At 67.3% G+C, this 25,295-nt stretch carries 25 protein-coding genes; 19 read left to right on the top strand and 6 right to left on the bottom strand.

The window, feature by feature from the left end; genetic code table 11:
- Positions 1-2 precede the first annotated feature (2 nt).
- From B0G38_RS18815 to B0G38_RS18805, 3 genes are all read left to right on the top strand, one after another.
- Positions 3-362 (top strand): DMT family transporter, encoded by a 360-nt coding sequence (locus B0G38_RS18815; RefSeq protein ID WP_264670850.1) that lies wholly within the window; start codon positions 3-5, stop codon positions 360-362.
- 96 nt (positions 363-458) lie between these two features.
- A complete protein-coding gene (locus B0G38_RS18810; protein WP_264670849.1) occupies positions 459-848 on the top strand; it encodes a hypothetical protein in 390 nt (129 codons plus the stop codon).
- A gap of 156 nt (positions 849-1,004) precedes the next feature.
- On the top strand, positions 1,005-1,781 hold the full coding sequence (locus tag B0G38_RS18805) for a sigma-70 family RNA polymerase sigma factor (RefSeq protein WP_264670848.1): 777 nt from the start codon (positions 1,005-1,007) through the stop codon (positions 1,779-1,781).
- A gap of 24 nt (positions 1,782-1,805) precedes the next feature.
- Here B0G38_RS18805 and B0G38_RS18800 read toward each other — a convergent pair whose 3' ends face one another.
- Positions 1,806-2,750, bottom strand: a complete 945-nt coding sequence (locus tag B0G38_RS18800) for a glycosyltransferase family 9 protein (RefSeq protein WP_264670847.1) — start codon at positions 2,748-2,750, stop codon at positions 1,806-1,808.
- A gap of 160 nt (positions 2,751-2,910) precedes the next feature.
- Here B0G38_RS18800 and B0G38_RS18795 point away from each other — a divergent pair, with 160 nt between their 5' ends.
- From B0G38_RS18795 to B0G38_RS18765, 7 genes are all read left to right on the top strand, one after another.
- On the top strand, positions 2,911-3,501 hold the full coding sequence (locus B0G38_RS18795; RefSeq protein WP_264670846.1) for a D-glycero-alpha-D-manno-heptose-1,7-bisphosphate 7-phosphatase: 591 nt from the start codon (positions 2,911-2,913) through the stop codon (positions 3,499-3,501).
- Positions 3,498-4,565 (top strand): glycosyltransferase family 9 protein, encoded by a 1,068-nt coding sequence (locus B0G38_RS18790; protein ID WP_264670845.1) that lies wholly within the window; start codon positions 3,498-3,500, stop codon positions 4,563-4,565. The genes B0G38_RS18795 and B0G38_RS18790 overlap by 4 nt, the downstream gene beginning before the upstream one ends.
- Positions 4,562-5,566: a glycosyltransferase gene (locus B0G38_RS18785; RefSeq protein WP_264670844.1), complete on the top strand. Its 1,005-nt coding sequence runs from the start codon at positions 4,562-4,564 to the stop codon at positions 5,564-5,566. The genes B0G38_RS18790 and B0G38_RS18785 overlap by 4 nt, the downstream gene beginning before the upstream one ends.
- Positions 5,563-6,825, top strand: a complete 1,263-nt coding sequence (locus tag B0G38_RS18780) for a glycosyltransferase (protein WP_264670843.1) — start codon at positions 5,563-5,565, stop codon at positions 6,823-6,825. The genes B0G38_RS18785 and B0G38_RS18780 overlap by 4 nt, the downstream gene beginning before the upstream one ends.
- A gap of 125 nt (positions 6,826-6,950) precedes the next feature.
- Complete coding sequence (locus tag B0G38_RS18775; protein ID WP_413542094.1) at positions 6,951-7,682, top strand: D-sedoheptulose-7-phosphate isomerase; 732 nt, start codon at positions 6,951-6,953, stop codon at positions 7,680-7,682.
- A complete protein-coding gene (locus tag B0G38_RS18770; RefSeq protein ID WP_264670842.1) occupies positions 7,679-9,058 on the top strand; it encodes a PfkB family carbohydrate kinase in 1,380 nt (459 codons plus the stop codon). The genes B0G38_RS18775 and B0G38_RS18770 overlap by 4 nt, the downstream gene beginning before the upstream one ends.
- Positions 9,059-9,092: 34 nt before the next feature.
- Complete coding sequence (locus tag B0G38_RS18765) at positions 9,093-9,812, top strand: SDR family oxidoreductase (protein WP_264670841.1); 720 nt, start codon at positions 9,093-9,095, stop codon at positions 9,810-9,812.
- Here the strand turns inward: B0G38_RS18765 and B0G38_RS18760 are convergent.
- Positions 9,778-10,977 (bottom strand): glycosyltransferase family 9 protein, encoded by a 1,200-nt coding sequence (locus B0G38_RS18760; protein ID WP_264670840.1) that lies wholly within the window; start codon positions 10,975-10,977, stop codon positions 9,778-9,780. The genes B0G38_RS18765 and B0G38_RS18760 overlap by 35 nt on opposite strands.
- Before the next feature lie 203 nt (positions 10,978-11,180).
- Here B0G38_RS18760 and B0G38_RS18755 point away from each other — a divergent pair, with 203 nt between their 5' ends.
- From B0G38_RS18755 to B0G38_RS18745, 3 genes are read left to right on the top strand one after another with little or no spacing between them, the layout of a single operon-like run.
- Positions 11,181-12,629, top strand: a complete 1,449-nt coding sequence (locus tag B0G38_RS18755; protein ID WP_264670839.1) for an aldehyde dehydrogenase family protein — start codon at positions 11,181-11,183, stop codon at positions 12,627-12,629.
- Complete coding sequence (gene rfaE2 / locus B0G38_RS18750) at positions 12,626-14,179, top strand: D-glycero-beta-D-manno-heptose 1-phosphate adenylyltransferase (protein WP_264670838.1); 1,554 nt, start codon at positions 12,626-12,628, stop codon at positions 14,177-14,179. Before B0G38_RS18755 ends, rfaE2 begins: the two co-directional genes overlap by 4 nt.
- Positions 14,176-15,036, top strand: coding sequence for a glycosyltransferase family 2 protein (locus B0G38_RS18745; RefSeq protein WP_264670837.1), 861 nt, complete (start codon positions 14,176-14,178; stop codon positions 15,034-15,036). Before rfaE2 ends, B0G38_RS18745 begins: the two co-directional genes overlap by 4 nt.
- Positions 15,037-15,052: 16 nt before the next feature.
- Here B0G38_RS18745 and B0G38_RS18740 read toward each other — a convergent pair whose 3' ends face one another.
- Entirely contained in the window at positions 15,053-15,379 is a 327-nt protein-coding gene (locus tag B0G38_RS18740) for a hypothetical protein (RefSeq protein WP_264670836.1), read from the bottom strand.
- Positions 15,380-15,423: 44 nt separating this feature from the next.
- Positions 15,424-15,621 (bottom strand): hypothetical protein, encoded by a 198-nt coding sequence (locus tag B0G38_RS18735; protein WP_264670835.1) that lies wholly within the window; start codon positions 15,619-15,621, stop codon positions 15,424-15,426.
- 120 nt (positions 15,622-15,741) lie between these two features.
- Between B0G38_RS18735 and B0G38_RS18730 the strand changes: the two genes are divergently transcribed.
- The 3 genes from B0G38_RS18730 (at position 15,742) to B0G38_RS18720 (ending at position 18,651) form a co-directional block, all read left to right on the top strand.
- A complete protein-coding gene (locus B0G38_RS18730; RefSeq protein ID WP_264670834.1) occupies positions 15,742-15,948 on the top strand; it encodes a hypothetical protein in 207 nt (68 codons plus the stop codon).
- Positions 15,949-16,331: 383 nt separating this feature from the next.
- Complete coding sequence (locus B0G38_RS18725) at positions 16,332-17,516, top strand: TerC family protein (RefSeq protein ID WP_264670833.1); 1,185 nt, start codon at positions 16,332-16,334, stop codon at positions 17,514-17,516.
- Between the two features lie 112 nt (positions 17,517-17,628).
- Positions 17,629-18,651, top strand: coding sequence for an LLM class flavin-dependent oxidoreductase (locus tag B0G38_RS18720; protein ID WP_264670832.1), 1,023 nt, complete (start codon positions 17,629-17,631; stop codon positions 18,649-18,651).
- A gap of 62 nt (positions 18,652-18,713) precedes the next feature.
- Here B0G38_RS18720 and B0G38_RS18715 read toward each other — a convergent pair whose 3' ends face one another.
- Positions 18,714-20,231: an acetyl-CoA hydrolase/transferase family protein gene (locus tag B0G38_RS18715; protein WP_264670831.1), complete on the bottom strand. Its 1,518-nt coding sequence runs from the start codon at positions 20,229-20,231 to the stop codon at positions 18,714-18,716.
- A gap of 305 nt (positions 20,232-20,536) precedes the next feature.
- On the opposite strand from B0G38_RS18715, the gene B0G38_RS18710 reads away from it, so the two are divergent.
- Both B0G38_RS18710 and B0G38_RS18705 read left to right on the top strand, forming a co-directional pair.
- Positions 20,537-20,776 carry a hypothetical protein gene (locus B0G38_RS18710; protein WP_139004440.1) on the top strand — a complete coding sequence of 80 codons (240 nt, stop codon included), beginning with the start codon at positions 20,537-20,539 and terminating at the stop codon, positions 20,774-20,776.
- Positions 20,776-21,906 carry a baeRF2 domain-containing protein gene (locus B0G38_RS18705; RefSeq protein WP_264670830.1) on the top strand — a complete coding sequence of 377 codons (1,131 nt, stop codon included), beginning with the start codon at positions 20,776-20,778 and terminating at the stop codon, positions 21,904-21,906. The genes B0G38_RS18710 and B0G38_RS18705 overlap by 1 nt, the downstream gene beginning before the upstream one ends.
- 99 nt (positions 21,907-22,005) lie before the next feature.
- Here the strand turns inward: B0G38_RS18705 and B0G38_RS18700 are convergent, their stop codons facing one another.
- Complete coding sequence (locus B0G38_RS18700; RefSeq protein ID WP_264670829.1) at positions 22,006-23,892, bottom strand: glycogen debranching N-terminal domain-containing protein; 1,887 nt, start codon at positions 23,890-23,892, stop codon at positions 22,006-22,008.
- Between the two features lie 247 nt (positions 23,893-24,139).
- On the opposite strand from B0G38_RS18700, the gene B0G38_RS18695 reads away from it, so the two are divergent.
- Positions 24,140-25,204: a LacI family DNA-binding transcriptional regulator gene (locus B0G38_RS18695; protein ID WP_264670828.1), complete on the top strand. Its 1,065-nt coding sequence runs from the start codon at positions 24,140-24,142 to the stop codon at positions 25,202-25,204.
- The last annotated feature ends 91 nt before the right edge of the window (positions 25,205-25,295 follow it).

Genomic DNA, 25,295 nt, shown 5'->3' with positions numbered 1-25,295 from the left:
CCATGTATTGGACTATCTTGCTTATCAGCGCGGTTCTTGAGGCTGTCTGGGCAACCGCCCTCGGCGCGTCGGAGGGGCTTTCGCGGACGGGACCGACGGTGCTGTTCTTTATCGCCCTGTCCCTGAGCATGGTGGGTCTGGGCTATGCCATGCGGGGGATCCCGATCGGTACGGCTTACGCCGTCTGGACAGGTACGGGTGCGGTGCTGACCGTTGCCTATGCGGTGGCATTTACCGGTGAGGCCGCGGGGCTGCTGAAGGTTCTTTTCCTCCTCGGGATCATCGGCTGCGTGATCGGGTTAAAGGTTGTCGATTCCAGGCAGCCGAAGAGCGAAGCGGTAGCAGAACACTCCGGTGGCTGAGCGCGTCGGTTTTGTGATGCACCGCACAGTCTGGTTTACTTGGGGCCGGGTTAAGGATGTAGCCCGTATTGTCTTATTTTTTTCGGGGACTGATCAATGGATCACAAACTGCAGCTCGTCGTCGGCCTCGATGCCGATCTTAAAACCGCGCGGATCGATGTCCAGGGCTGCCTGACCGCCGCTAGCTGCCAGGCGCTGCTGTGCGTTCTGCGGCGGGCGCACTCCCTGGCGGCAGACGTCTCCCTCACCCTGGATCTGCGCGAGGCGCGGCACCTGGAGACCCAGGCGCTCGAGATGCTTGGCTACCTGCCCGGACCCTCAAGCGCCAATGCGACGGCCATCTATTCCGAAGTGCGCTGTGTGCTGGAGGGTGTCGGCGTCGTTGTCTTGCTACTGCCGAAGCTTTCCCCGGTCTGCCGCATGGACAGAGTGCCGGCGGATACTTATTCCGATGCCGCGCGGCTCCTGCACCTGCACAGCGCTTGAACTGCTTCTTCGGCTTATACCTTCTTCTCCCCGGGTAGGAGAAGTTTTTCCGGCAACTTTTTCCGAAGAACCGTTGATATGTAAGCATGCTTATGTTTCCCTGAAGTGGAACGCGGATACGCCGCGTGGTTCCCCTGATCAGGAGAGTCAACGGTTATGCAGCTTGCCACCAGCAACAACAAGATACTCTTTCGCCAGGCGCGGCGCGCAAAGGGATCGCTCCGCCGGGCGCTTGAAGAGGAACTGGTGCTGGGACACCTGGACATCGCGGAAACGGCTGCACGGAGTTATGTGGGCACCGGGCGCGAGCTTGATGACCTGAAGCAGGTTGCCCGGTTGGGACTGCTCAAGGCGGTACGTGGTTTCGACCCTGAACGCGGAACGGATTTTCCCGCTTATGCGATGCCCACGGTGACCGGCGAACTCAAACGGTACCTGCGGGACAGCTGCTGGGTGATCCGGCCGCCGCGCCATATCCAGGACCTGCGCACAGCGGCGGCGAAAGCCGGGCCGGCCCTGGCCCAGCGGCTGGGGCGGGACCCTTTCCTGGCGGAGCTGGCGGAAGAACTGGGCGAGAGCCGGGAGTCGGTAGCGGAGGCCCTGAACTGCCAGAGCAGCCTGCGGCCGGATTCGCTGGAAGCGGATGCCGATGGCCGGAATCTGGCCGACTCGCTGGGCGGCACGGACAACAGGCTGGACAAGGCGGAGGAGCTGCTCATGCTGCGCGGCGCCATCCGCGAGCTCAGCCGGCGCGAGCAGCAGCTGCTGTACTACCGGTACTTCGAGGAGGAATCCCAGCAGCGGGTGGGCGAGCGGGTCGGGATGACCCAGATGCAGGTCTCCCGTGCGCTGGCCCGGATCCTGGTGAAGCTGCAGCGCCAGTTGCTGGAAGACCACGATGCCGACAACGGCGCCAGAGTGCGCACTGCCTAGTTCCCACTTGCCCGGGTGGGCACCTCAGACACCCAGCCGGGACACAGCGGACAGCACGTCCTGCACGCTGACGGCCAGGAGCGCCGGGTCCGGCTGGTCCGAAAAGGTGTCCCCGACGCGAAGTGCTTCGTTTGTCAGCACGATGTGCGGTCCAGGCGGCGGCCCCCATTCGGCTACCGGGGCCGGCCCGAAGATGACCACGGAGGGACGGCCGTACGCGGAGGCGAGATGGGCGGCTCCGGTGTCCGCCGAAATGACCAGTGCCGCGTCCGCGACGGCCGCCGCGAAGTCAGCTAGTCCCAGCTCGCCTGCCACCACGGTTTCAGGGGGGAGGCCGGCGAGGGCGGCTACCTTTTCGGCACGAGGCCGTTCGCCGCTGCTGCCGGTGAAGAGAACCTCGTGCCCCGAAGCGACCAGTTCCCGCGAGACTTCGGCAAAGCGTTCCACCGGCCAGAGCCGGCTGCCGTAGGCGGCGCCTACGTGTATGACCACGGCACCGGGCCGGGGGCTGGCAACCGCAGGCGGCTGCAGCCGGTAGTCGAGCGGATCGGCGTCAATGCCATGCCAATGGACCAGCCGGGCCCAGCGCTCGCGCTCATGGACGCCGTCCTGCCAGCGCGGACCGGCCCACTCCTCGGACAGGTGGCCAATGATCCGTTTGGCCTGCAGCGCCGCGATCCGGCCGCGGCTCTCCGGCCCGCTGCCATGCAGGTTCACGGCAACATCGACCCGACCCGGAGAGAGCGCCAACGGGACATCCAGGCCGTGCGTATCGAGCAGATCGTCCACGGAGCCGACCAGTTCGATCATGGGACGGAGCCAGCCCTGGGCGGCATAGATGATCCGGTGGTCCGGATAGGCCCGCCGCAGGGCGTGCAGGGCGGGAACCGCCACCAGCAGATCGCCGAGCTTCAAGGCGCGCAGTACCAGCAGTTCCGGCCTGCCGTCGGGCTCCAGCCCGTCCCGCATCAATTGCTCCATTGTGGTGGAAAGTCCCTTCCATCGGTGTTGATTTTATGGTGCCACATGCCGCGGCCGGACCGGCGGGAACAGGAGAGCTGGGGAGAAGAAGTAAAAGAAGTCGCGGCGGAAGTGTTTAGGCCGCTGCTTCTACGGGAACAGTGCTGGTATGAGTCGCCACGTTATCGATCCGCCGCAGGCCGTCCTCTTCGACCGGGACGGCACGTTGGTGGTGGACGTTCCATACAACGCGGACCCGCAACACGTCCGGCCGATGCCCGGCGCCGCCGAGGCCCTTGACGCGGTCCGCCGCGCCGGACTGCGCTGCGGCGTCCTGACCAACCAGTCCGGCATTGCCCGCGGACTGCTGCAGCGACCGCAGGTCGACGCGGTCAATGCCCGGGTCGAGGAACTGCTGGGACCGTTCGACCTCTGGGAAGTCTGCCCGCACGGACCGGCGGACGGCTGCGAGTGCCGGAAGCCGGCGCCGGGGATGATCCTCAGTGCCTGCCGCCGGCTTGGCCTGCAGCCGTCTGAAGTCGCTTTCATCGGGGACATCGGTCCCGACGTCGAGGCGGCGGCCGCAGCCGGAGCGACCGGTGTGCTGGTGCCGACCCCGGTGACACGCGCCGAGGAAATCGACGCGGCGGAGCTGGTCGCGCCGGATCTGGCGGCGGCCCTTGAGCTGCTCCTGGGAGCCGGTTTCCTGCACGAAGGTGACCTGGTCCGGGACGGCGACGTCGCGCGGGGCAGCCTATGAGCCGGGTGCTGGTAGCCAGGCTGGACAGCGCGGGGGACGTGCTGCTTGCCGGCCCTGCCGTCCGGGCCGTGGCCGCCGGTGTGAGCGCGCGGTCCAACGAGGTCCTGATGCTGTGCGGGCCGCAGGGGACCGCGGCGGCCCGGCTGCTGCCGGGCGTGACGGACGTGTTCACCTGGGCCAGTCCCTGGATCGTGGATCCGGCGCCGCCGGTCACCGAGGACCACGTCGCCGCGCTGTGCGATTGGGTGCGCGGCCGGCAGGTTGAGGAAGCCGTGATCCTGACGTCGTTCCACCAGTCCCCGCTGCCGCTGGCCATGCTGCTGCGGCTGGCCGGGGTGGAACGGATTACCGCGGCGTCCACGGACTATGCCGGTTCGCTGCTGGATGTGCGGCTCAAGCCCGGCGAAGATTTTCCCGAAGACCAGCCGGAGGCCGAGCGCGCCTTGCAGATCGCCGCGGCCGCGGGCTACCGTCTGCCGACTAACGACGACGGACGGCTGCGCGTGCGCGACATTCCGGATGTCGCCTGGCTGGTAGGAACCGAACCGTACATCGCCGTCCACCCCGGTGCCGCCGTCCCGGCAAGGGCCTGGCCGCCACTGCACCATGCGGCGGCGGTGGAACTGCTCATCGCCGCCGGCTACCGCGTGGTGGTCACGGGCGGTCCCGCGGAGACGGAACTGACAGCGACAGTGGCGGGCCCGGACGCCTTGGACCTGGGCGGCCGGACGGACCTGCACAGCCTGGCCGGCGTGCTGGCCGGTGCCTCCGCCGTCGTAACCGGCAATACCGGTCCCGCGCACCTGGCCGCCGCCGTCGGAACTCCCGTGGTCAGCCTTTTCGCCCCGGTGGTCCCGGCCGTGCGCTGGGCGCCGTACAAAGTGCCGCTGGAGCTGCTGGGGGACCAGAACGCGCCGTGCCGGCTCAGCCGCGCCCGCGTCTGCCCGGTGCCGGGCCACCCCTGCTTGTCCGGTGTCGAACCCGAAGAAGTGGTGGCGGCCGTGCAGCGGCTGACCACCGGAGTTACTTCCTTGCCCACCCGCAGAGAGACGAGGAACGCATGAAGATACTGCTCTGGCATGTCCACGGCGGCTGGACTGACGCGTTTGTGCGCGGCCGCCACGAATACCTGCTGCCCGCAACGCCCGACGGCGGACCCTGGGGCCTGGGCCGGGCCGGCCGCGATTGGCCCGAAAATGTCCGCGACATCGCGCCGGAGGACCTGCGCGAGGAGGATATCGACGTTGTGGTGCTGCAGCGGCCGGAGGAACTGGCCGAATGCGAGCGGCTGCTGGGAAGGCGCCCGGGCCGCGACATTCCGGCGGTTTTCCTGGAACACAACACGCCCAAGGGCGACGTTCCCAATTCCCTGCACCCGCTGGCGGACCAGCAATCCATTCCGGTGGTGCACGTGACCCACTTCAACCGGTTGTTCTGGGACTGCGGGACCGCGCCCACCACCGTGATCGAACACGGCGTCGTGGACCCCGGACACCTCTATACCGGCGAGCTGGACCATCTGGCCGTGGTGGTCAACGAACCTGTCCGCCGCTGGCGCGTGACCGGCACGGACCTGCTGCCCGAATTCGCGCTGGCCGGCCATCTGGAGGTCTTTGGCATGGGCACGGATGAGCTCGCCTCCGCCACCGGGCTGGGGCCCGACCAGTTGACTGTCCGCGGCGACCTGCCGGGCAAGTTGCTGCATGCCGAACTGGCCCGCTGCCGCGCGTACGTGCATCCGCTGCGCTGGACTTCGCTGGGCCTGGCCCTGCTGGAAGCCATGCATCTGGGCATGCCTGTCATCGCGCTGGCCACCACGGAAGCGGCCCGGGCTGTTCCGCCGGAGGCCGGCGCCATCTCCACGAATGTGGACGAGCTGCGCCGGGAAGCGGCGCGGCTGGTGCAGGAACCCGAGGAGGCCCGCGCCCGCGGTGCAGTAGCACGCGAAACCGTGCTGCAGCGCCACGGACTGGCGGCCTTCCTGGACAACTGGGACGCGGTGCTGGCCGAAACAAGGACACACGCCGGCAGGGTTATTGCAGCGAACGAGAGGAGAGAGCTGTGAGGATTTCCATGGTTTCCGAACACGCCAGCCCGCTGGCCGTACTGGGAGGAGTGGACGCCGGCGGCCAGAACGTGCACGTCGCCGCCCTTTCGGCCTCCCTGGCCAAGCGCGGGCACTCCGTCACCGTTTATACCCGGCGGGACAACGCGGCCCTGCCCACGCGCGTGCGGATGCGGCCCGGCGTGGAAGTGGTCCACATCGATGCCGGACCGCCCGAGCCGGTGTCCAAGGACGAGCTGCTGCCGTTCATGGGCCAGCTGGCGGACGGAATCTCGGCGGACTGGGACTGCAACCCGCCGGATATCGTCCACGGCCATTTCTGGATGTCCGGCGTCGCTGCCCTCGATGCGGCCCGGCGGAACTACGGTTCCGGTTACCCGGTGCCCGTACTGCAGACGTTCCACGCCCTCGGCACGGTCAAGCGCAGGCACCAGGGCGCGCAGGACACCAGCCCCGCCCAGCGCGCCTGGCTCGAACCGTCCGTGGGACGCAACGTGGACCGCATCATTGCAACCTGCTCCGACGAGGTTTTCGAGCTGACGGCCATGGGCGTGCCACGGAGCAACATTTCCATCGCCCCCTGCGGCGTGGACCTGGAACTGTTCGGCGCCACCGGCGACGTCGAGCCGCGCGGTCGCCGCCACCGGATCATCAGCGTAGGCCGGCTGGTGCCGCGCAAGGGCGTTGACCTGGTGGTCCGCGCGCTGCGGCTGCTGAAAGACCAAGGGATTGACGACGTCGAACTGCTGGTTGTCGGCGGAGCTTCGGGGCCGGATGGGCTGGCGGGGGATCCCGAAGCGCGGCGTTTGATGGAGCTGGCCGGCGAGCTCGGTGTCGCGGACCAGGTGGTGCTGCGCGGCCAGATTCCGCAGGACAAGATTCCTACCGTGCTGCGCAGCGCCGACGCCGTCGTCTGCGTGCCGTGGTACGAGCCGTTCGGCATTGTGCCGCTGGAAGCCATGGCGTGCGGTGTTCCCGTGGTTGCGGCGTCCGTCGGCGGTTTGATCGACACGGTGGTGGACCGCAAGACGGGCCTGCAGGTGCCGCCGAAGGACCCCGATGCGGTGGCCTGCGCACTGGCGGAGCTGCTGCTGGATCCGCAGCTGGCGCAGGAGCTGGGCAGGGCCGGCCGGAAGCGGGTCCGCACCCGTTACTCTTGGGACCGTGTTGCCGCCGATACCGAAAAGGCCTACAACCTGGCCCGGAACTCCGGTGCCCTGAGCGGGGCAGTGCGCCAGCTGGAAGGGGAAGCATTGTGAGACCAGTATCGATCACCACCACCCAGACGGGCGGCCGGCAGGCAACCGCACGCAGCCAGGCCGCCGGTAGGACGCAGTCGGATCCGGAAACTTACGCCCGGCCGCAGGGGCCGGCCCTCGTCCCGGTGCCGAGTCCCGCCGTCGTGCCTTCTACTGAGCCCGGCCCCGGGCACCATGACGGTGCCGGGGAGGAAACGGCCGGGGGCCTGGACGCAGTGCTGGAGCATCTGCGGCAGGTGGCTCCGGCCGTCGATTCGCTGCGCTGCCAGGCCCCGCAGTTGGCGGCCTGGGGTATCGACCTGGCCGACCGGCTGCTCGGCGGGCAACGGCTGCTGGCCGCGGGCAACGGCGGGTCCGCCGCGGAGGCACAGCACCTGACCGCCGAGCTGGTGGGCCGGTTCGACGGCGAGCGGGAGGCGTTCTCGGCCATCTCGCTGCATGCGGAAACCTCCGCGGTCACCGCCATCGGCAACGACTACGGTTTTGACCAGCTGTTCGCCCGGCAGGTGCGCGGCCACGGGCGCGAGGGGGACGTGCTGGTGCTGCTGACCACCAGCGGCAAGAGCGCCAACCTGCTCAATGCGGTGGAGGCCGCCCGGAGCCTGGGCGTGACCACGTGGGCGCTGACCGGCAGCGCCCCGAACCCGCTGACCAGGATCTGCGACGACTACATCGCCATCGATGCGCTGCCGGCCAATGTGCAGGAGGGGCATCTGATGGCCCTGCACGCCATTTGCCGGGCGTTCGACGCCGAGGTGGCGCGGCGCCGGGCAGCAGAAACGGCGGCCGGAGCCGCGTCGGCCGGCTCGGGCCGCACGGCCGGTCCGCGCGGTACGGACAGGAGGGGGCGTCCATGAGTCCTAAGAACATTGTGGTGGTGGGGGATGTGCTGCTCGACGCCGATATACACGGCGATGCCAGCAGGCTTTCCCCGGATGCACCGGTGCCTGTGGTGGATGTGGCGGAGACGGACTACCGGGCCGGCGGTGCCGGGCTGGTGGCACGGATGCTGGAGCGCGACGGGCACGCCGTCCGGCTGGTCACCGTGCTGTCCGACGACGGCGTTTCCGGACAGCTGCGCGGCGCCCTTGACGGGATAGAGGTCATTGCCGGCCCATCCGGCGCACCCACACCGATGAAGACCCGGATCCGGGCCGCCGGCCAGTGCGTTGTGCGGTTCGACGAGGGCTGCGGCGAGGTGAAGATTCCTGACGTGACCGACGGAATGCTCGCCGCCCTCGCGCAGGCCGACGCCGTGGTCGTGGCAGATTACGGGCGGGGCTTGGCCGCGAATACCCGGCTGCGTGAACTTCTGCAGGAACTCGCCGGCAGGATACCCGTGGTCTGGGACCCGCACCCTTCCGGAAGCACTCCGGTGCCCGGCGTCACCGCGGTCACGCCCAACCTGCCGGAGGCGATCCGGGCAGCCGGGCTGTCCACCAAGCAGGACGGCGGTGCCCGCGAGGCTGCCCTGGCAGCGGAGGAACTGCGCCGTGCCTGGCAGTGCGGGGCGGTAATCGTTACGCTCGGCGGCGCCGGCGCACTGGTCCTGGCCGACGACGGCCTGCCGCAGGTAATCCCCGCGCCCAAGGTGCAGGCGGGGGATCCCTGCGGTGCCGGTGACCGCTTTGCCGGCGCGCTCGCCGTTGGGCTGATGGGCGGGCAGCCGCTGCCGGCCGCGGCCGAGGGCGCCGTGCAACAGGCGGCCGCCTTCCTTGCCGCCGGCGGGGTGGCCAGTCTGCGCGAAGAGGCCGCGCCGGAGCAGCTGCACGGCGGCGGCGTGGATGCGCTGCGGGTGGCCCGGCAGACGCGGGAAGCCGGCGGCACCGTGGTGGCGACCGGCGGCTGCTTCGACCTGCTGCACGCCGGCCACGCCCGGACCCTGGCGGCCGCCCGCGGGCTGGGTGACTGCCTGATCGTCTGCCTCAACTCGGACGCCTCGGTCACGCGGCTCAAGGGCGAAGACCGTCCCATCATGGGCCAGCAGGACCGTGCCGAACTGCTGCTCTCGCTGGAATGCGTGGACGCGGTGCTGGTCTTCGACGAGCAGACCCCGGAGACCGCACTGGAACAGCTGCGGCCGGACCTCTGGGTCAAGGGCGGGGACTACACAGCGGACCAGCTGCCCGAAGCAGCGCTGCTGCAGACCTGGGGCGGACGCGCCGTGACGGTTCCCTACCATCCGGCGCGCTCCACCACCCAGCTGGCCGCGGCCCTGGCCAAGGTCGGCTAGCCAACAAGACCATCACGTCCACTAGGAGGAACAGATGAAACCAGCAGGATCCACGCCTACCAGTCCCTACAATCCCGGTCGAGTTTTGGTCACCGGCGGGGGCTCCGGCCTCGGCGCCGCCGTCGTCGAAGCAGTCCGTGAAGCCGGCGGCACCCCGGTGGTGCTGGACCGCGACGTCAGCCGCGTCTCCGGCGTGAAGTGCCTGGAAGTCGATGTCTCCGACCGCGAGGCCGTCACCGCGGCAGTACAGCAGGCAGCGGAAACGCTGGACGGGCTGGATGCCGTGGTCACCGCGGCAGGCATCGACCGCTGCGGCCGGCTGGAAGACGTCCCGGCGGATGAGTGGGACAAGGTGATCGGCGTGAACCTGATGGGCACGGTCTCCGTGGTCCGCGCCGCGCTGCCGTACCTGATGGCCTCGCACGGACGGGTCATCACGGTCGCCTCGTCGCTGGGCATCAAGGCAGTCTCGGACGCCACCGCCTACTGCGCCTCGAAGTTCGGCGTCGTCGGTTTCAGCCGCGCGCTGGCAGCGGAGACGCGCGGGCAGGTCGGAGTCACCACCATGATTCCCGCCGGCATGAAGACCCGGTTCTTCGACGACCGGACGGAGCAGTACAAGCCGCAGGACGACTCCCGGCTCAACGACCCCGAGCGGGTGGCCGAAGCCATCCTCTTCGCACTCTCACAGCCAAAGGGCTGCGAGGTGCGCGAAATGGTTATTTGCCACGAAGAAGAAGACTCGTGGCCCTAAGCTGGCGGACGTCTGAGTAGACGTCTTCGGGGCGTATCTGCTCGGTCAGCGGAAACTCGTGTTCGCAGCGCTCGGCGGTCCAGCCGACCTGCGTCAGATCGGATCCGCAGACCGGGCAGTGCGTCATCCAGGACATGTGGACCCGGTGCACCGTTCGTCCCAGCGCACCCGCCATAATCATGTTCCCGGCCCAGTAGATCCCGACCGTAGGCGTGCCCACGGCCTGGGCCAGATGCCGTGGCCCGCTGTCGTTTCCGAGCATGACGTCGCTCGCGCGCAGCAAGGCGGCCAATTCCCCGAGCCCCAGCTGCCCGGCCACGGAACGGATGCTGCCGGCGTCGTTCATCAGTTCCTGCGCCTGGGAAACCACGGTGTCCGCCACGTCCGCATCCTCCGGGCCCCCGATGAGGAGGACCTGGCAGCCGTCCTGCGCCGCCCATGCGGCGACCTGCGCAAAGTACGACGGCGGCCATTGCCTCCGTTGGTCCGAGGCGCCGGGGTGGATGGTCACCAGCGAGGGCCGCCCGGCGTCCAGCAGGCCCGCAGCTGCCGTCTCTTCCTCCGGCAGCACCGTCAACTGGGGCTGCAGCGCTACCGGGGCGGCACCGGCGAGGCCGACCACTTCCAGCGCGCGGAGCACCTCGTGCTGGTAATAGAGGTAGGGGATGGTGCGTTCCAGGGCCGCAGCATCCTCGGTCCGGGCGCCCACGGTGTGCCGGGCCTGCAGCTCGAGCAGGAACGGATTGGAAAAGCGCCCGCCGCCGTGGAGCTGGACGGCCAGATCGAAGCGCTCTTCGCGCATCCGCGCCAGGAACTCCTCCACCGCCGCGGAATCCTCGGGTCCCGGCCGCACGCCGTGCGCAAAGGGCAGCACCTCGACGCGCTCCACCGGACCCGGCCGGCCATCCAGCAGCGCGGCATGCAACGGTGCCCCGAGCAAGGTGATAGTCGCCTCCGGGTATGCGGCGGCCAGCGACTGCATGGCCGGCACGGCAAACATCAGGTCGCCGAGTCCACCGCCACGGAGTACCGCGATCTTCTTGACGCCGTCGAACCGACCCAGCAGCGGGCCGACAAGGCCTTGGCTTGCCGTTGCATCGAGCCGCTCGCCGCCGAAGTCCGCTCCACCGGTGGCCACCTTGTCGACGTCGATTTCCTGTTCCATGTGTACCTCCATCTTCGCCGGCGGGCATCGGCAGTATCAGTTCTGAGCTTCACCCTAAAGCGCTTCCGCGCCGCTGGCCAGTGCTTCAAAGAGGTTGGATCCTCCGTGTCTGAATGGGCAAGCAACGGGGTACGGAGTCAGCAGAACGCTTTGTTCGGCCAGCACTTTTGTGTGCGGCCGGGCCGATCTGGAAAAGGAGCGATATGACAACCGGTTCCGAGACAGTCCTGCAGCAGGAAAACTCAGCAGCTACCGCCGGCACTTCCGGCAAGACAGGCGCGTCAGCCGACGCCGCCATCACCATTCACGATCCGCGCGACGGAAGTCTTGTGGGCAGCGTGCCGGAGGCCAGCCGCGAGGAAGTGGATCAGGCGATTGCCGCGGCCCGCGCCGCGCACCCGGGCTGGGCGGCCATGGACCCGGCAGCCCGCGGCGAACTGCTGTATGCGGCGGCCGCTGCGCTGAGCGACAACGCCGAACGGCTGGCGCTGATGAACGCGCGCGAAACCGGACGGCCGGAAGCCGAGGCTCTGGAGGGCGTGAATGCCGGCGCCGCAACGCTGCGGCAGTACGCGGAACTGGCACCGGTTCACCGCGGGCTGAGCCTGCGGGGTTCCAGGATGGCGGCCGACTACACCGTGGCTGAACCGCGCGGCGTCGCGGTCCTGCTGACCCCATGGAACGATCCGGTTGCCGTCGCCGCGGGCCTGCTGGGCGCCGCACTGGTGACCGGCAACGCCGTGGTGCATAAGCCGAGCGAACGTTGCCCGCACCTGGGCGCGATACTCGGGGAGGTGCTGGCCACGGTGCTGCCGCCGGACGTCCTGATCACGCTCAACGGCGGACCGCAGGTGGGCTCGGCGCTGACCAGCCATCCCGGCGTCGATGTTTTCGCCCATGTGGGCTCCAGCGCCACCGGGACGAGGATCGCGCAGGCGGCGGCGCTGACCGGGGCGCACGTAATCCGCGAAAACGGCGGCAATGATCCGCTGCTGGTGGACGCCGGCGTGGACCCGGTGTGGGCCGCGGAGCAGGCAGCCATTGGGGCGTTCGCCAACAGCGGCCAGATCTGCACTTCAGTGGAACGGATCTACGTGCACCGCGACGTGGCCGACGCCTTCTGCAAGGCCCTCGCCGAGGAGGCCCGCAAGCGCAACACTGGCCAGTTCGCGCCGCTGGTGGATACGAGGCTGCGCGATGAAGTCCACGCCCAGGTTGCCCAGGCGTTCGCGGCCGGCGCGAAGGCCACGGAAGGCGGCGCACTGCCCAAAGGGCCGGGCGCACGCTATCCGGCCACCGTGCTGCTCGGCTGCACCGAGGACATGACGGTCATGACCGAGGAGACTTTTGGGCCGGTGGCACCGGTGTCCGTGGTGGACAGCTTCGAGGAGGGGCTGCAGCGCGCGGCCGCCGGGCGGTACGGCCTGGCCGCCACCGTGCTGACGACCGACATGGCGCACGCCCAACACGCGGTGGCAGCGCTGCCTGTCGGTACGGTCAAGATCAACGCCGTCTTCGGCGGTGCGCCGGGTGGTTCGGCCCAGCCGCGCAAGGACAGCGGGCACGGTTTCGGCTACGGTCCGGAGCTGCTGGACGAATTCACCCAGGTCAAGGTGGTCCATGTCGGTCTGCCGGGCGGGGTGACGCGATGAGCTCGCTGGAAGGCATTTCCGGACTCGCGGACTGGCTGCCGCAGCGCCTGGCCGAGGCCGCCCCGCAGATCACCGTGCTCGGCGACGTCATGCTTGACGGCTGGTTCACCGGCCGGATCGAGCGTTTCTGCCGCGAGGCTCCTGCGCCCGTGGTTGATATGGCCCGGCGCGAGTACGCCCCCGGCGGCGCCGCCAACACCGCCGTGAACCTTGCTGCCCTCGGCGCGCAGGTACGGATTGTCGGGCTCACCGGCGGCGACGAGGCCGGAGGCCGGCTACGGGAACTGCTGGCCGGTGCCGGCGTGGACGTCTCCGGCCTCATCGAACATCCGGAGGTCGTCACCACCACCAAGTACCGCGTGATCGGCGGAGACCAGATCATGCTGCGGATGGACGAACAGACCCAGCGGGTGCCTGCCGATGCGGTGGAGCAGCTGGCCGCCGCGGTGCCGCAGGCACTGCTGGCCAGTGCCGCCGTGGTGGTCTGCGACTACGGTTCCGGAGCCCTCAGCGGCGCCGTCCGCGAAACCCTGGCGGCCCACCGCGGCGACCGGCTGACGGTGGTGGACGCGCACGATCCGCGGCCCTGGGCGCAGTTGCAGCCGGATCTGGTCACGCCCAACGCCGGTGAAGCCGCAGGGCTCCTGGGCATCGCCTTCGAACCGGACTCGGACCGGGCGGGCCTGGTCGCCGCGAGCGGCGCGCAGCTGCTCGAAGCGGCAGGTGCCCGCTCCGCCGTCGTTACCCTGGACCGGGACGGCACCATCTTGCTCAACAACGACGGCGGCACGCACCGCACGTGGGCCCGCCCCGTTACCGAGAAGCAGGCTTCCGGCGCGGGGGACACCTTTGTGGCTTGCCTGACGCTCGCGCGCGCTGCCGGGCTGCAGCTGACCACCTGCTTGGATCTTGCGCAGGCTGCTGCCGACGTCGTTGTCCACCGCCCCGGCACCTCGGTGTGCACCACGGCGGATCTGGCCGGTCATCTGGGCAGCTTCAGCGACACAGCACTGGACGAGGCGGAACTGGCCCGGCGGCTCAGCGACGAGCGGGCCGCGGGCCGGCGGATCGTGCTGACCAACGGCTGTTTCGATGTGCTGCACCGCGGGCACACGCGCTACCTGAACCAGGCCAAACAGCTGGGCGATGTGCTCGTGGTCGCGCTGAACAGCGATGAATCCGCCCGCCGGCTCAAGGGCCCGGACCGGCCGATCAATCCGGTGGGGGACCGCGCGGGCATCATCGCGGCGCTGAGCTGCGTGGACTACGTGACCGTGTTCGATACGGACACCCCCATCCCGCTCATCGAGGCCGTCAAACCGGACATCTATGCGAAGGGCGGGGACTATTCGCCGCAGATGCTGGAGGAGACGCCCGCGGTCGAAGCATATGGAGGACAGGTGAGCATCCTGGACTACGTCTCCGAACATTCGACGACGGCGGTAGTGCGCCGCATCCGCGGCACCGCCACCGGCACCGGCACAGATGCGGACGCGGGTAAAGGCACCGCTGCGGCCGGACCTGTGGCCGAAGAGGCGGAACGGGCATGACCCGCAGGCACTCGGGGCAGTGGGCGCTCCCGGTGCCCGAGGAGCCGCAGGCCGACGTGGACGTACTGATCCCCACCTACGGTCGTGAGGCGGAACTGGCCGTGACGCTGGCCGGACTCGCCGCCCAGGACGGGCCCGCGTTCTCGGTGACCATCAGCGACCAGACCGACGGCGATCCCACCTGGGAACATCCGGCGGTTGCAGCAATGGTCCGGGTGCTCCGGGCCCAAGGCTGCAAGGTCAGGCTGGAGCGGCATCTGCCCCGGCAAGGCATGGCGGAGCAGCGCGATTTCCTGCTGGGCCTTGCCGACGCGCCGCTGATCCTCTTCCTGGACAATGACATCTGGCTGGAGCCCGGCATGCTTGCGCGGATGTACGAAGCCATCCGCGAAGCCGGCTGCGGTTTTATCGGGGCGGCCGTCCAGGGGCTCTCCTACCTGGACGACGAACGGCCTCAGGAGCAGGAGCCCTTTGAGCTGTGGGAGGGGACCGTCAAGCCGGAGCGCGTGCGCCGCACGGATGAACGGTTCGCCCGCTGGACGCTGCACAACGCGGCGAATCTGACACACATTGCGCGGTCCTTGGAGATTCCCGATGGCGAGTGGCGGTTGTACAAGGTGGCTTGGGTTGGCGGCTGTGTGCTTTACGACCGCGACAAGCTGGTTGAGTGCGGCGGCTTCGAGTTCTGGAAGGATCTGCCGGCCGCCCATGCCGGAGAAGACGTGGTCGCGCAGCTGCGGGTCATGGAGCGCTACGGCGGAGCGGGGATCCTGCCCTCCGGCGCGGTGCATCTGGAAGCGCCGACGACCGTGACGGATCGGTCCACCGAAGCATCCGAGGTCATCCTCGACGAGTAGCTTTAGCCCCGACTTGCTACCGGGTTTGCTCCTGCCAGCCGCTGCCCTGCGCGTAGCTGGCGATCAGAGTGCCGGCACCGGTCTGCATGGACTCGGTCGGATCGTCATAGAGGGATGCCTGGCTGGCCTTGCTGTTGCTGAGGATTTCTTCCGCGGCGGTCTTGGCTTCGTCCAGGCTTGCGCCGAAAACCTCGGTGCGGACGGGCAACCGGTCGGTCTGGACGACCTCCGCGTCAACCTCGGTCAGAGGGACGGTATACCCGCGGTGCTCTTCGCTGACCGGGAACTCGTAGTCCCCATCGCCCTGGCCCGCGGGGATTACATATTCCAGAAAGTAAGACATTGATGCCTTTCCTCGTCGGTAACGGTCGGTTGGCTGACGGCCGGTCAGCGCTGGTCGGCTTCCAAGGCATCCCGCGCCGCGGCCAGTTCGTCATACGCGATAACCCACTCGCGGCCCTTCGGCGTGAGCGTGGCACTGCCGTCCGCTTCGCTTGCCAGAATTTCTTGCCGGTACTCCGCAGCCGCCGCCCGTTCGGTGTCGGTGGCAAGCCGCACGGCTTGTTCCAAGTCGGCTCTATCCATGCTCCCTAGCGTTGCACAGGCGGCACAACGTGCATAGGGGATGCCGCATAGTCGCCCGCGCTCCCGTGCACAATGCCCGGACCTGCTGACAGCAACCTGCGGCACTGCTACCTTGGGACAATGGCTGAGGGATCCAGAGGCCGCAAACCCGGAACCGACCCGCTGATTATGGGGCTGATCTTCGGGATTTTGCTCGGTGTAGTGCTGTCGACGATAGCTGGCCAATGGTGGTGGATCATCGTCGGAGTTGCCGTCGGTGCCGCCATCGGCGCCGGCAGACTCAGCGCGGACAAGAAGAAGCGCGGCCGCAATGGCGACGGCATCTGACTCCGCCGGAGAGACGCGCAGTCACCTGTACCCGCCGCAAGTACTTTCCGTCTAGCCAGCTGGTTTCCATCTCCCCAACTAGTTTCCCTGCGAATCGATAGTGCAGGCCGCGCGCCTATTGCCCCGGGCCAACTGGCCCTGATCTGCACAATGACCGAGCGGGGCAGAGGCACCGAGCAAGAATCCACGCGCCGGCGCCGACCCAAGATTCGTCTCTTGCTGAAACCGACGTTAGAATGAAAAATGCGTAAGGGAGTATTCCAAGCGTTGCACTCGTCAACACGTCAGGCACCGATGCCTCGCCGGGTGCAGCGGCCAGCCGGACGGCGGGCGGAGAGACTTGCTCAGCTCACTGCTACCCACCTTACGAAAGCAGGCATATCTTGACTGTTTCCCCCCTGATCTGGGGCATCACGATAGTGGTCATCCTGGCCCTGCTGGCCTTTGACTACTTCTTCCACATCCGCAAAGCGCACGTTCCCCAGTTGAAGGAAGCGGCCATTTGGTCCGCCATCTACGTGGGCATCGCCATTCTCTTCGGCATTCTCGTTCTGATCTATGGCGGCACCGCAATGGGCTCGGAGTATTTCGCCGGGTACATCACGGAGAAGGCGCTCTCGGTGGACAACCTGTTTGTCTTCCTGATCATCATCGCCAGCTTCCGGGTGCCGCGCGAGGACCAGCAGAAGGTGCTGCTGTTCGGCATTGTGTTTTCGCTGATTGCCCGCACCGGCTTTATCTTCCTCGGCGCCGCGCTGATCAACTCCTTTGCCTGGGTCTTCTACGCCTTCGGCCTCATCCTGCTGATCACCGCCGGCAACCTGATCAAGCCTGACCACGGCGGCGGCGAAGCCGACAACTTCATGATCCGGCTGGCCCGCAAGTTCTTCCATACTTCCGAGGAGTACGACGGCGACAAGCTGTTCACCGTGGAGAACGGCAAGAAGGTCCTGACCCCCATGCTGCTCGTCATGGTAGCGATCGGCGGAACGGATATCCTGTTCGCACTGGACTCGATTCCTGCCATCTTCGGCCTGACCCAGAACGTCTACATTGTCTTTACTGCCACCGCGTTCTCGCTGATGGGCCTGCGCCAGCTGTACTTCCTGATCGACGGCCTGCTGGACCGGCTGATTTACCTGTCCTACGGCCTGGCCGCGATCCTCGCCTTCATCGGGGTCAAGCTCATCCTGCACGCCCTGCACGAAAACAATCTGCCGTTCGTCAACGACGGCCAGCCGGTTCCGGTCGTCGAGATCTCCACTGGCCTGTCCCTGACGGTTATCATCGGCGTGCTGGTCGTGACCATCGTGGCGTCGCTGCTCAGCAAGGCAGGCAAGGCGCAGACCGCCATCAACAACGCCCGCCGCCACGCGGTCAACTACCTGGACCTCAGCTACACCGCGGACCCGGCGGAGCGCGAGCGCATCTACAACGCGCTGCGCGAGGAAGAGCGGCAGATTGAACACATGGAGCCGAAGTACCGCAACAAGGCCAAGGACGTGGACCGGATCCGTGCCCAGGTGGCCGAGGCGCACAAGCAGCACAAGGAGTACCTGGCCCGGTAAGCCAGGTATGCCTGATCCGTCCGGTACCCGCAGAAAGCAAGCCCGGTAATCCGCTGTAACAGCAGCGGCGGGCATCACCCGGCCGATTGGTTCCGCCGGTAAGATCGGCCGGGTGACCGACGCCTTTGCCCTCCGCCCCGATGTTCCCCTCTCCGTGCTGGATCTGGCCCCTGTTTCCCAGGGCCAGAGCGTGGCGGAGGCGATAGAGGCCAGTGCCCGCCTGGCCGAGGTTGCCGACGCCGCCGGCTACCGGCGCTACTGGTTTGCTGAACACCACAACAACTACGGCGTAGTCAGCAACGCAACCTCCCTGTTGATCAGCCTCGCTGCCTCCCGCACGTCCCGCATCCGGGTAGGTTCCGGCGGCATCATGCTGCCGAACCACGCGCCTCTGGTGGTCGCGGAACAATTCGGCACACTGGCGAGCATGTACCCGAACCGGATCGACCTGGGACTCGGCCGGGCACCGGGGACCGATCAACGCACCGCCGCCATGCTCCGCCGCGGCGACTCCTCCGGACAGGCCTTCGCCGGCGAAATCATCGACCTGCAGGCGTTCTTCGGCTCCCAGGAGGGCCTGGCCGTGCGCGCCCTCACCGCACGGGATACGCAGGTGCCGATGTGCGTGCTGGGCTCCTCGACCTCCGGGGCGGCTGTCGCCGGTCAGCTTGGCCTGCCCTTTGCCGCGGCTTCGCACTTCGCGCCGGAATCGCTGCATGAGGCCATCGCCGTGTACAAGCAGTACTTCGATCCCGACGCCGGAACCGCCCAGCTTGACCAGCCGTACATAATCGCTGGCGTGAACGTGCTGGTGGCGGAGTCCACCGAGGAAGCCGCGTTCCAGTTCTCCTCGCACCAGCAGGTGGTCCGGGACATCATCACCGGTGGACGCCGTCCGGTCCAGCCGCCAAGAACGGACGCCATGGCGGACTGGGATCCGCGTGAGGCCGCAATGGTGCAGGCACGGCTTTCCGCCGGGGCGGTCGGAACCGCGGATACGGTCAGTGCCGAGCTCCGCGGGCTGGTCGAAGCCACCGGCGTCAATGAGTTGATGGTCGTCACCTACGCCTACGACCGGCAGGTACGCGAAAACTCCTACCGGCTGCTGGCCGAGGCCTGGGGCAGCAGCGACTAATTCGCCTGCCAGACAACAACGACGACGCAACTTGCCGCCGTCGTTGTCCTGCCTGTAGGTGGTCAGAGCGCCGGGCGCATGCTTCCGGTCTCGACAAAACGCTCGTGCCAGGACAATGCCTCGCCGAGGAGGTGCGGTGTGTGCTTGCCGAAGCTGTCTCGGCAGGCCCGCTCGAAGTAATCCTCCAGCAGGGGCCGGTAGTCCGGGTGGGCGCACTTCTCGATGACCAGCCGGGCGCGCTGCTTGGGCGAGAGGCCGCGCATATCCGCCAGACCCTGCTCGGTGACTACCACCATCGTGTCGTGCTCGGTGTGGTCCACATGGCTGACCATGGGAACAATGCCGGAGATCTGTCCGCCCTTGGCAACGCTCGGCGACATGAAAACCGAGAGGTAGCTGTTACGGGCAAAGTCGCCGGAACCGCCGATACCGTTCATCATCTTCGTGCCGGCAATGTGGGTGGAGTTGACGTTGCCGTAGATGTCGGACTCGATCATGCCATTGAGCGCGATGCAGCCGAGCCGGCGGATCGTCTCCGGGTGGTTGGAGATCTCCTGCGGGCGCAGCAGGATGCGGTCGCGGTAGAAGCCGATGTTCGACTTGAACTCCTCGATGCCGGCCGCGCTGAGCGAGAACGAGGTGGCGGAGGCCATCCGCAGGACCCCGGTCTTCAGCAGGTCCAGCATGCCGTCCTGGATGACCTCCGTATACGCTGTCAGTCCCTCGTAACCGCCGGTGGCCAGACCCGCCAGCACGGCGTTGGCAACGTTCCCCACGCCGGACTGCAGCGGCAACAGCTTCTCCGGCATCCGGCCGCGCTTGATCTCATGTTCGAAGAAGTCAAGGATGTGCCCGGCGATCTGCTGGGAGGTCTCATCCGGTGCCTTGAACGGCGAGTTGCGGTCCGGCGCGTCCGTCTCGACCACCGCAACGACCTTCTCCTGGTCCACCGACAGATACGGCACCCCGATCCGGTCATCAGGTTCGGTCAGCATTATCGGTTTGCGGTGCGGGGGAAGGGCGGTGCCGTAGTAGACGTCGTGCATGCCTTCGAGCTCTTCCGGCTGCCAGCGGTTGACCTCGAGGATGACCTTGTCCGCCTGCTCCAGCCAGGTTTTGTTGTTGCCCACAGAGGACGAGGGGATCAAGCGGCCGTCTTCGAGGATGCCTGCAACTTCGACGACGGCGATATCGATGGCACCGAAGAAACCGAACCAGGTGTGCTGGGCGACGTGGCCCAGATGGATGTCAATGTAGTCCAGATCGCCGGCGTTGATCTGATCCCGCAGGGCCGGATCCGATTGGAAGGGCAGGCGCAGTTCCATGCCCTTCGCCTTCGCCAGTACGCCGTCCAGCTCGGGTGCCGTGGAAGCGCCTGTCAGGACTTTGATGCGGAAGTCGCTGCCGGCGTCGTTCTCCCGCTCCATCAGAGCGGCCAGGGCCTGCGGGACCGCCTTGGGGTATCCCGCACCCGTGAACCCGCTCATCGCAACCGTCATGCCCGGTTTGATCAGACAGGCGGCCTCCTCGGCAGTCATGAGGCGTTCGGCGAGGCTGGCATTGCGGATGCGTTGATGCATGATGTCCTTCACTGGCGGTCGATTCCCGCCCACCACTTTAGCCCGCCGCGCACCCCGCCCTCCCATGCGGGGGCAGGTGTTACCGTCGGCCGCAGGCCGCAGAGCAGTCGCTGGCGGCCCTGGCCGTGTCCCTCCACAGGCGCACATTTTCGCGGGGAACGGGAGATATCACGTGCGGTTTCTGCCGATTCTGTTTACGGTCCTGCGGTTGTGGGACGGGCTCTTCCACGGGGTTGGAGCCGGTGCTACGGTGAGGATTACCGATCGATACAGCGCGCGGTACGCCGCGTGGGAAGGAGATCACCATGGTAGAGCGGGGCAGTAATAAGCACGGTTCCGAGCTGGACGACCAGATGAAGCATGAAGACCAAGGTCTGATCCAGGGCAGCAAACCAGGACACGCAGAAGAATTCCGCGAGACAGAACCCTTCCCGGACGAGACGGACAGTCCCGAAGTGCTCGATGCGATACGGAACGATTCAGCCATCAGGAATGCCCAGCAGGGCAAAGCTGACAGGGCAGAAAAGGATGGTGGAGACCGCTAATGGCCGAGCAGCTCAATACCTACGCGGAACTGTTCAAAAAGAGCGGACCGTGGACCACCGTTTACGTTGACGCCAGTACCGGCACCGTGGACACTTTGCGGGCCGGTGACATCCTGCCGGACCGGGTCCGCGAAGTGCTCTCGGGCCAAGGCATTTCCAAGCAGGACCTGAAGGCCGTCGAGGAGGCGATATCCCCGGCAACGGGAGTGCCCTCACCGGTCAGCCGCTTTGTACTGGTCCGTGACGGCAACATTGAAGTCAATGAGATCCTGCCCGGGCCGCTGGCAGGACCGGAGAAGATCTCCGTGGACAGCGTGCCGGATTTGGTTCCGCTGATGAAGCAGCGCGGCGATGACTTTCCCTATGTAGTGGCTGAAGTGGGGCGCGATGGCGGCGAGATCCGGCTGCAGTATGCCCGCCGCAACGGGGTGGCCGAGGAACATGCCGTTGAAGGCTCGAAGGAAAACCTGAAGAAGGTCCCCACCGGCGGCTGGGAGCAAGGCAGGCGCCAGCACCGGACCGAAGAGATCTGGCGCAAGAACGCCGACGAAATCGCCGGTGCCATTGACCGCGTTGTCAGTACCTGCCGGCCCCGCCTGCTTGTCGTCGCCGGGGATATCCGGGCGCGGGAGCTTGTGGTCAACCAGCTTTCCGAAGCGAGCCGGTCCATCGAAGCAACGGTGGAATCGCATACCCGCACCGGCGGCGCGGACCAGAAGGTCTTCCAGGAGGAAGTCTCCCGGCTGGTGGCAGAGGTCTGGGCGCAGCAGCAGCAGGAAATTCTGAGCCGGCTGGAAATGCAGCAGGGCCAGGACAACCCGGAGTCCACAACCGGCTACGGCAACGTGGTGACGGCACTGCAACAGGCCCAGGTGGAACGGCTGATCCTTGAGGACGCCGCGCTTGTAGACCATGAAGCGTTAGCGCTGGACAAGGAACCGTGGATCGCCACGGAAAAGGCCAACGCGCTGGACGGTCAGGTACTCGGCACCATTTCGGCGCCGGCCGCCATGGTGCGGGCCGCAGCCCTGACGGACGCCAAGGTTTCCCTTGTGCCCTCGGGCGTGCTGTCGGAAGGAACCAAGGTAGCCGCGCTGCTGCGCTGGCCTACCGGACCCAGTGTGTCCTGACTAACCTATCTATGACCTGAGGTGCCGGCGGCAGAGTCCGCCGGCACCTCAGCGTGGACTACGCGGCAGACCAGCGAACGTCGCACACGCGTCAGCCAGCTAGCCAAGGACATTGAAGCCGCGCAGTGCCTGCGCGATCGGCACCGCTGATGCCGCGGCCCAGGCCTGCGGACGGCACGCCGCCGGATATGGCACCGGCGGCCACCTCCGGTCGGCCGGATCGCCGGAAAACAGTTCCGGCAGCCGCCAGTCAAAACCTTCGGCCGCGTCCAGCATGCCGCCGGCGAGTTTTGCTGCCTCGTCTTCGAAACCGTCTTTGAGCATGCCCAGCAGAATCCAGGCGCTGTCATGGGTCCACACGGAGCCGGCGTGGTACCGGGTGGGCCAGTAGCCGCCATTGGTGGTGGACAGGGTCCGGATGCCGTAGCCGGAGAACATCGACGGATCCATCAACCGCGTCACGACGGCGGCCTTTTCCTCCGCGTTCAGCAGGCCGGTGCCGAGCAGATGCCCCATGTTGGAAGCGATGGAGTCCACCGGTTTCTTATCAGCGTCGAGGGCGATCGCGGGATAGGGGCCCGCGTCATCGGTGCACCAGAACTTCTCCCGGAAACGGTCCGCGAGATCGGAGGCAAAGGCCCGCCATTCGCCCGAGCCCGGCCGGCCGAAGTGGTCGAGCATCTCGGCCCCAACAGTAGCGGCTTCATGCGCATAGCCTTGCACCTCGGCCAGCGCGAAGGGGCCTGCCGCCGGTGTGCCGTCCTGCCAGCGGATCGAGCCAGCGGTATCCTTCCAGCCCTGGTCCGCCAGCCCGATGCCGGGAGCGCCGGCGTACTCGAGGAAACCATCGCCGTCGGAATCGCCGTGGTGCTGCATCCAAGCCAGGGCGTCCTCGAGGTGCGGCAGGAGCGCCTGGACCTCGGCCTCCGGCATCCCCGAGTGCCACGCGTCATGGAGCAGGATAATCCACAGCGGGGTGGCATCGATGTTGCCGTAATGGACCGGCGGCACCGCGATGACCGTGCCGCCGGGGCCCATGATGAAGGTGCTGCGACGGACTTCGCGCAGGATCTTGCCGGGTTCCTCGCCCGTTTCCTGCACGACGTCCGTACCCTGCCGGCCAGCCAAAGCCCGAAGGGTTCCGGCGGCGGTCGCGGCGTCGATCGGCAGCAGCATGCGCGCAGCCATCAGGGAGTCCCGGCCGAACATGGTCAGGTGCCAGGGCGCGCCCGCGGCCAGGAAGGCGTGCTGCGGCCGCTGCCGGTCCGCGATCCGCAGGCTGTTCAGATCGCTGATGGATCGCGTCATCAGCCGCATGAGGCGTGGGTCGCCTGTCACCGACGGGGTGCGCAGCGGCTGACCACCGGCGGCAATCATCGGCGCGCCCTTGTCGGACAGGGCCAGCGACCAGCCAAGCTCGAGGGCGTCTCCCGGCTGGAGCGTGATACGCCAGCTAAGCACAACCTGGCTGCCCATGAATGCCAGCTCGGCCCCTTCCGCGGTCAGCTCAGCGCTGGTGTCCTGGCCCCGCCAGCGCCAGCGGCGGTCTTCCGGCGCAACGGAACCCGCGGCCAGGGCCAGGCCTGCTTTGATCTGGTCCATCGGCAGGGCATCTGCGACCAGTTCCATCTTCACATCCAGCGTCACCGGTTCGGCCAGTACGGACTTGAACGTCAGGGTCTCGGCGAGCCGGCCGGTATCAACCGAGCGGCTCCGGATGACGGAGACCAAGGGGTCCGGAAGGTTGGCGGGAACGCGGATGAAATGGATGAAATCCACATGCTCGGTGGACTTCAGCTGGGTGGAGACCCATTCCGGCTCGTGGCCGTTGACGGTGAGGACGGCCCGTGCCAGAACCCTGTCATCCCCGCAGTAGGCACCTTGGGCGCCCTCGCCGCGGATCTGGCCGTGCGGGTCGCTCCAGACCTGGATGGGCGCGGTGAAAACGCCGGTGAGATCGTGCAGGTAGGGCTGCTGGAAAGCCATGGCTGCTCCTTGGATTAGCGTGAACTTGCCGGCCTCGTGCCGGTGGTGCTGGGTGGCGGAAGGGCTCCCTAAGGGAGCTGCCGGTCAGTCCCCGATGGTCATTGACACCCCATTTGAACGTTCATACTGTGGTGTTTACATCTTGGCAGATACCCCCTCCGATGCAACACCCCGTCTTCGGTGTTGGGTAGCGGCCAGCACGGACGCCGGCGTCAGCCAGCGCGGAAGTCCGCAGAAAAGGGACCCGATGACACAGAAGAAGCCCACTCTGGTCAGTCTTGCCGAGTCCATCGGAGTCTCCCGCCAGACAGTGTCCAACGTGCTCAACGCACCGCAGCGGGTGAAGCCGGCAACCCGTGAACGCGTCCTCAAGGCCGTCCAGGAGAGCGGCTACCGTCCCAGTGCGGCTGCCCGCCAGTTGCGCACGCGGCGATCGATGGATCTGGGCCTGCGGCTGACACCTGTTACCGACGGCATCAACGGCGCGGTTCAGGACCGCTTTCTCCACGCGCTGACGGAAGCCGCCCAGGACGCGGGCTACCGCCTGACCCTCTACAGCGCGCGTGATGATGAGGAAGAAATCCGCCACATTGACGAACTGCTGCACGTGGCGGATCTGGATGGCTTTGTGCTGACCGGCACTCATGCCGGAGATCCGCGGACGGCCTGGTTGCAGGAGCATGCCGTTCCTTTCGCCGCCTTCGGCCGGCCCTGGAGCCGAACGGCGGATCCGTTTGAGTCGGCCCATCCCTGGGTGGATATCGACGGCGCTGCCGGCACCGAGAGTGCCACCGGATTCCTGCTCGAGCAGGGGCACCGGCGGATCGGCTTCCTGGGCTGGCGGCCGGACGAAGGCCTGGGGGACGACCGGAGGGCCGGCTGGCGCCGTGCCATGGAAGCAGCCGGCAGCTGCGGAAGCCTGAACGAGTTGAGCGCAGCAACCGACGACGACGTAGCGGCCGGCGCCTCGGCGGTGGACGGCTTGCTGGCGAGGGGAGTCACTGCGCTGGTCTGCGCCAGCGATTCGCTGGCTTTGGGTGCCTTCGCCCAGTTGCGGGCGGTGTTGCCGCCGGAGGTGGAACCCGCCGTCGTCGGTTTTGATGACACTCCGGTTGCTGCTGCCGTGGGCCTGAGCAGTGTGGCCCCGCCTGTTGCCGATGCGGCCCGGCGCATTATCGCGGTGCTGTCCCATGTGCTGGCCGGCCGGCCAGCGGGCGAGGGGCCGCATCGGCACCAGGTGCTCAAGCCCTCCTTGGTGGTGCGGAAGCCCTATGCACTCGGCAGGACTGTGCCGCGGCGGCAGGGCGGCTAGTAGTACTTAGTTAGGTGTGGCGTGTCGGGTTTTAATCCGTTCCCGGTTCTGTTAATTTTTCGGTCATGGAACCAGATGAGCTGGCGGAGGC

Origin of the sequence: Crystallibacter permensis, from assembly GCF_025960875.1 — a bacterium.
Lineage (GTDB): Bacteria > Actinomycetota > Actinomycetes > Actinomycetales > Micrococcaceae > Crystallibacter > Crystallibacter permensis.
The sequence above is the reverse complement of the archived record's forward strand: the minus strand, read 5'-3'. Positions and strand labels throughout refer to the sequence as shown.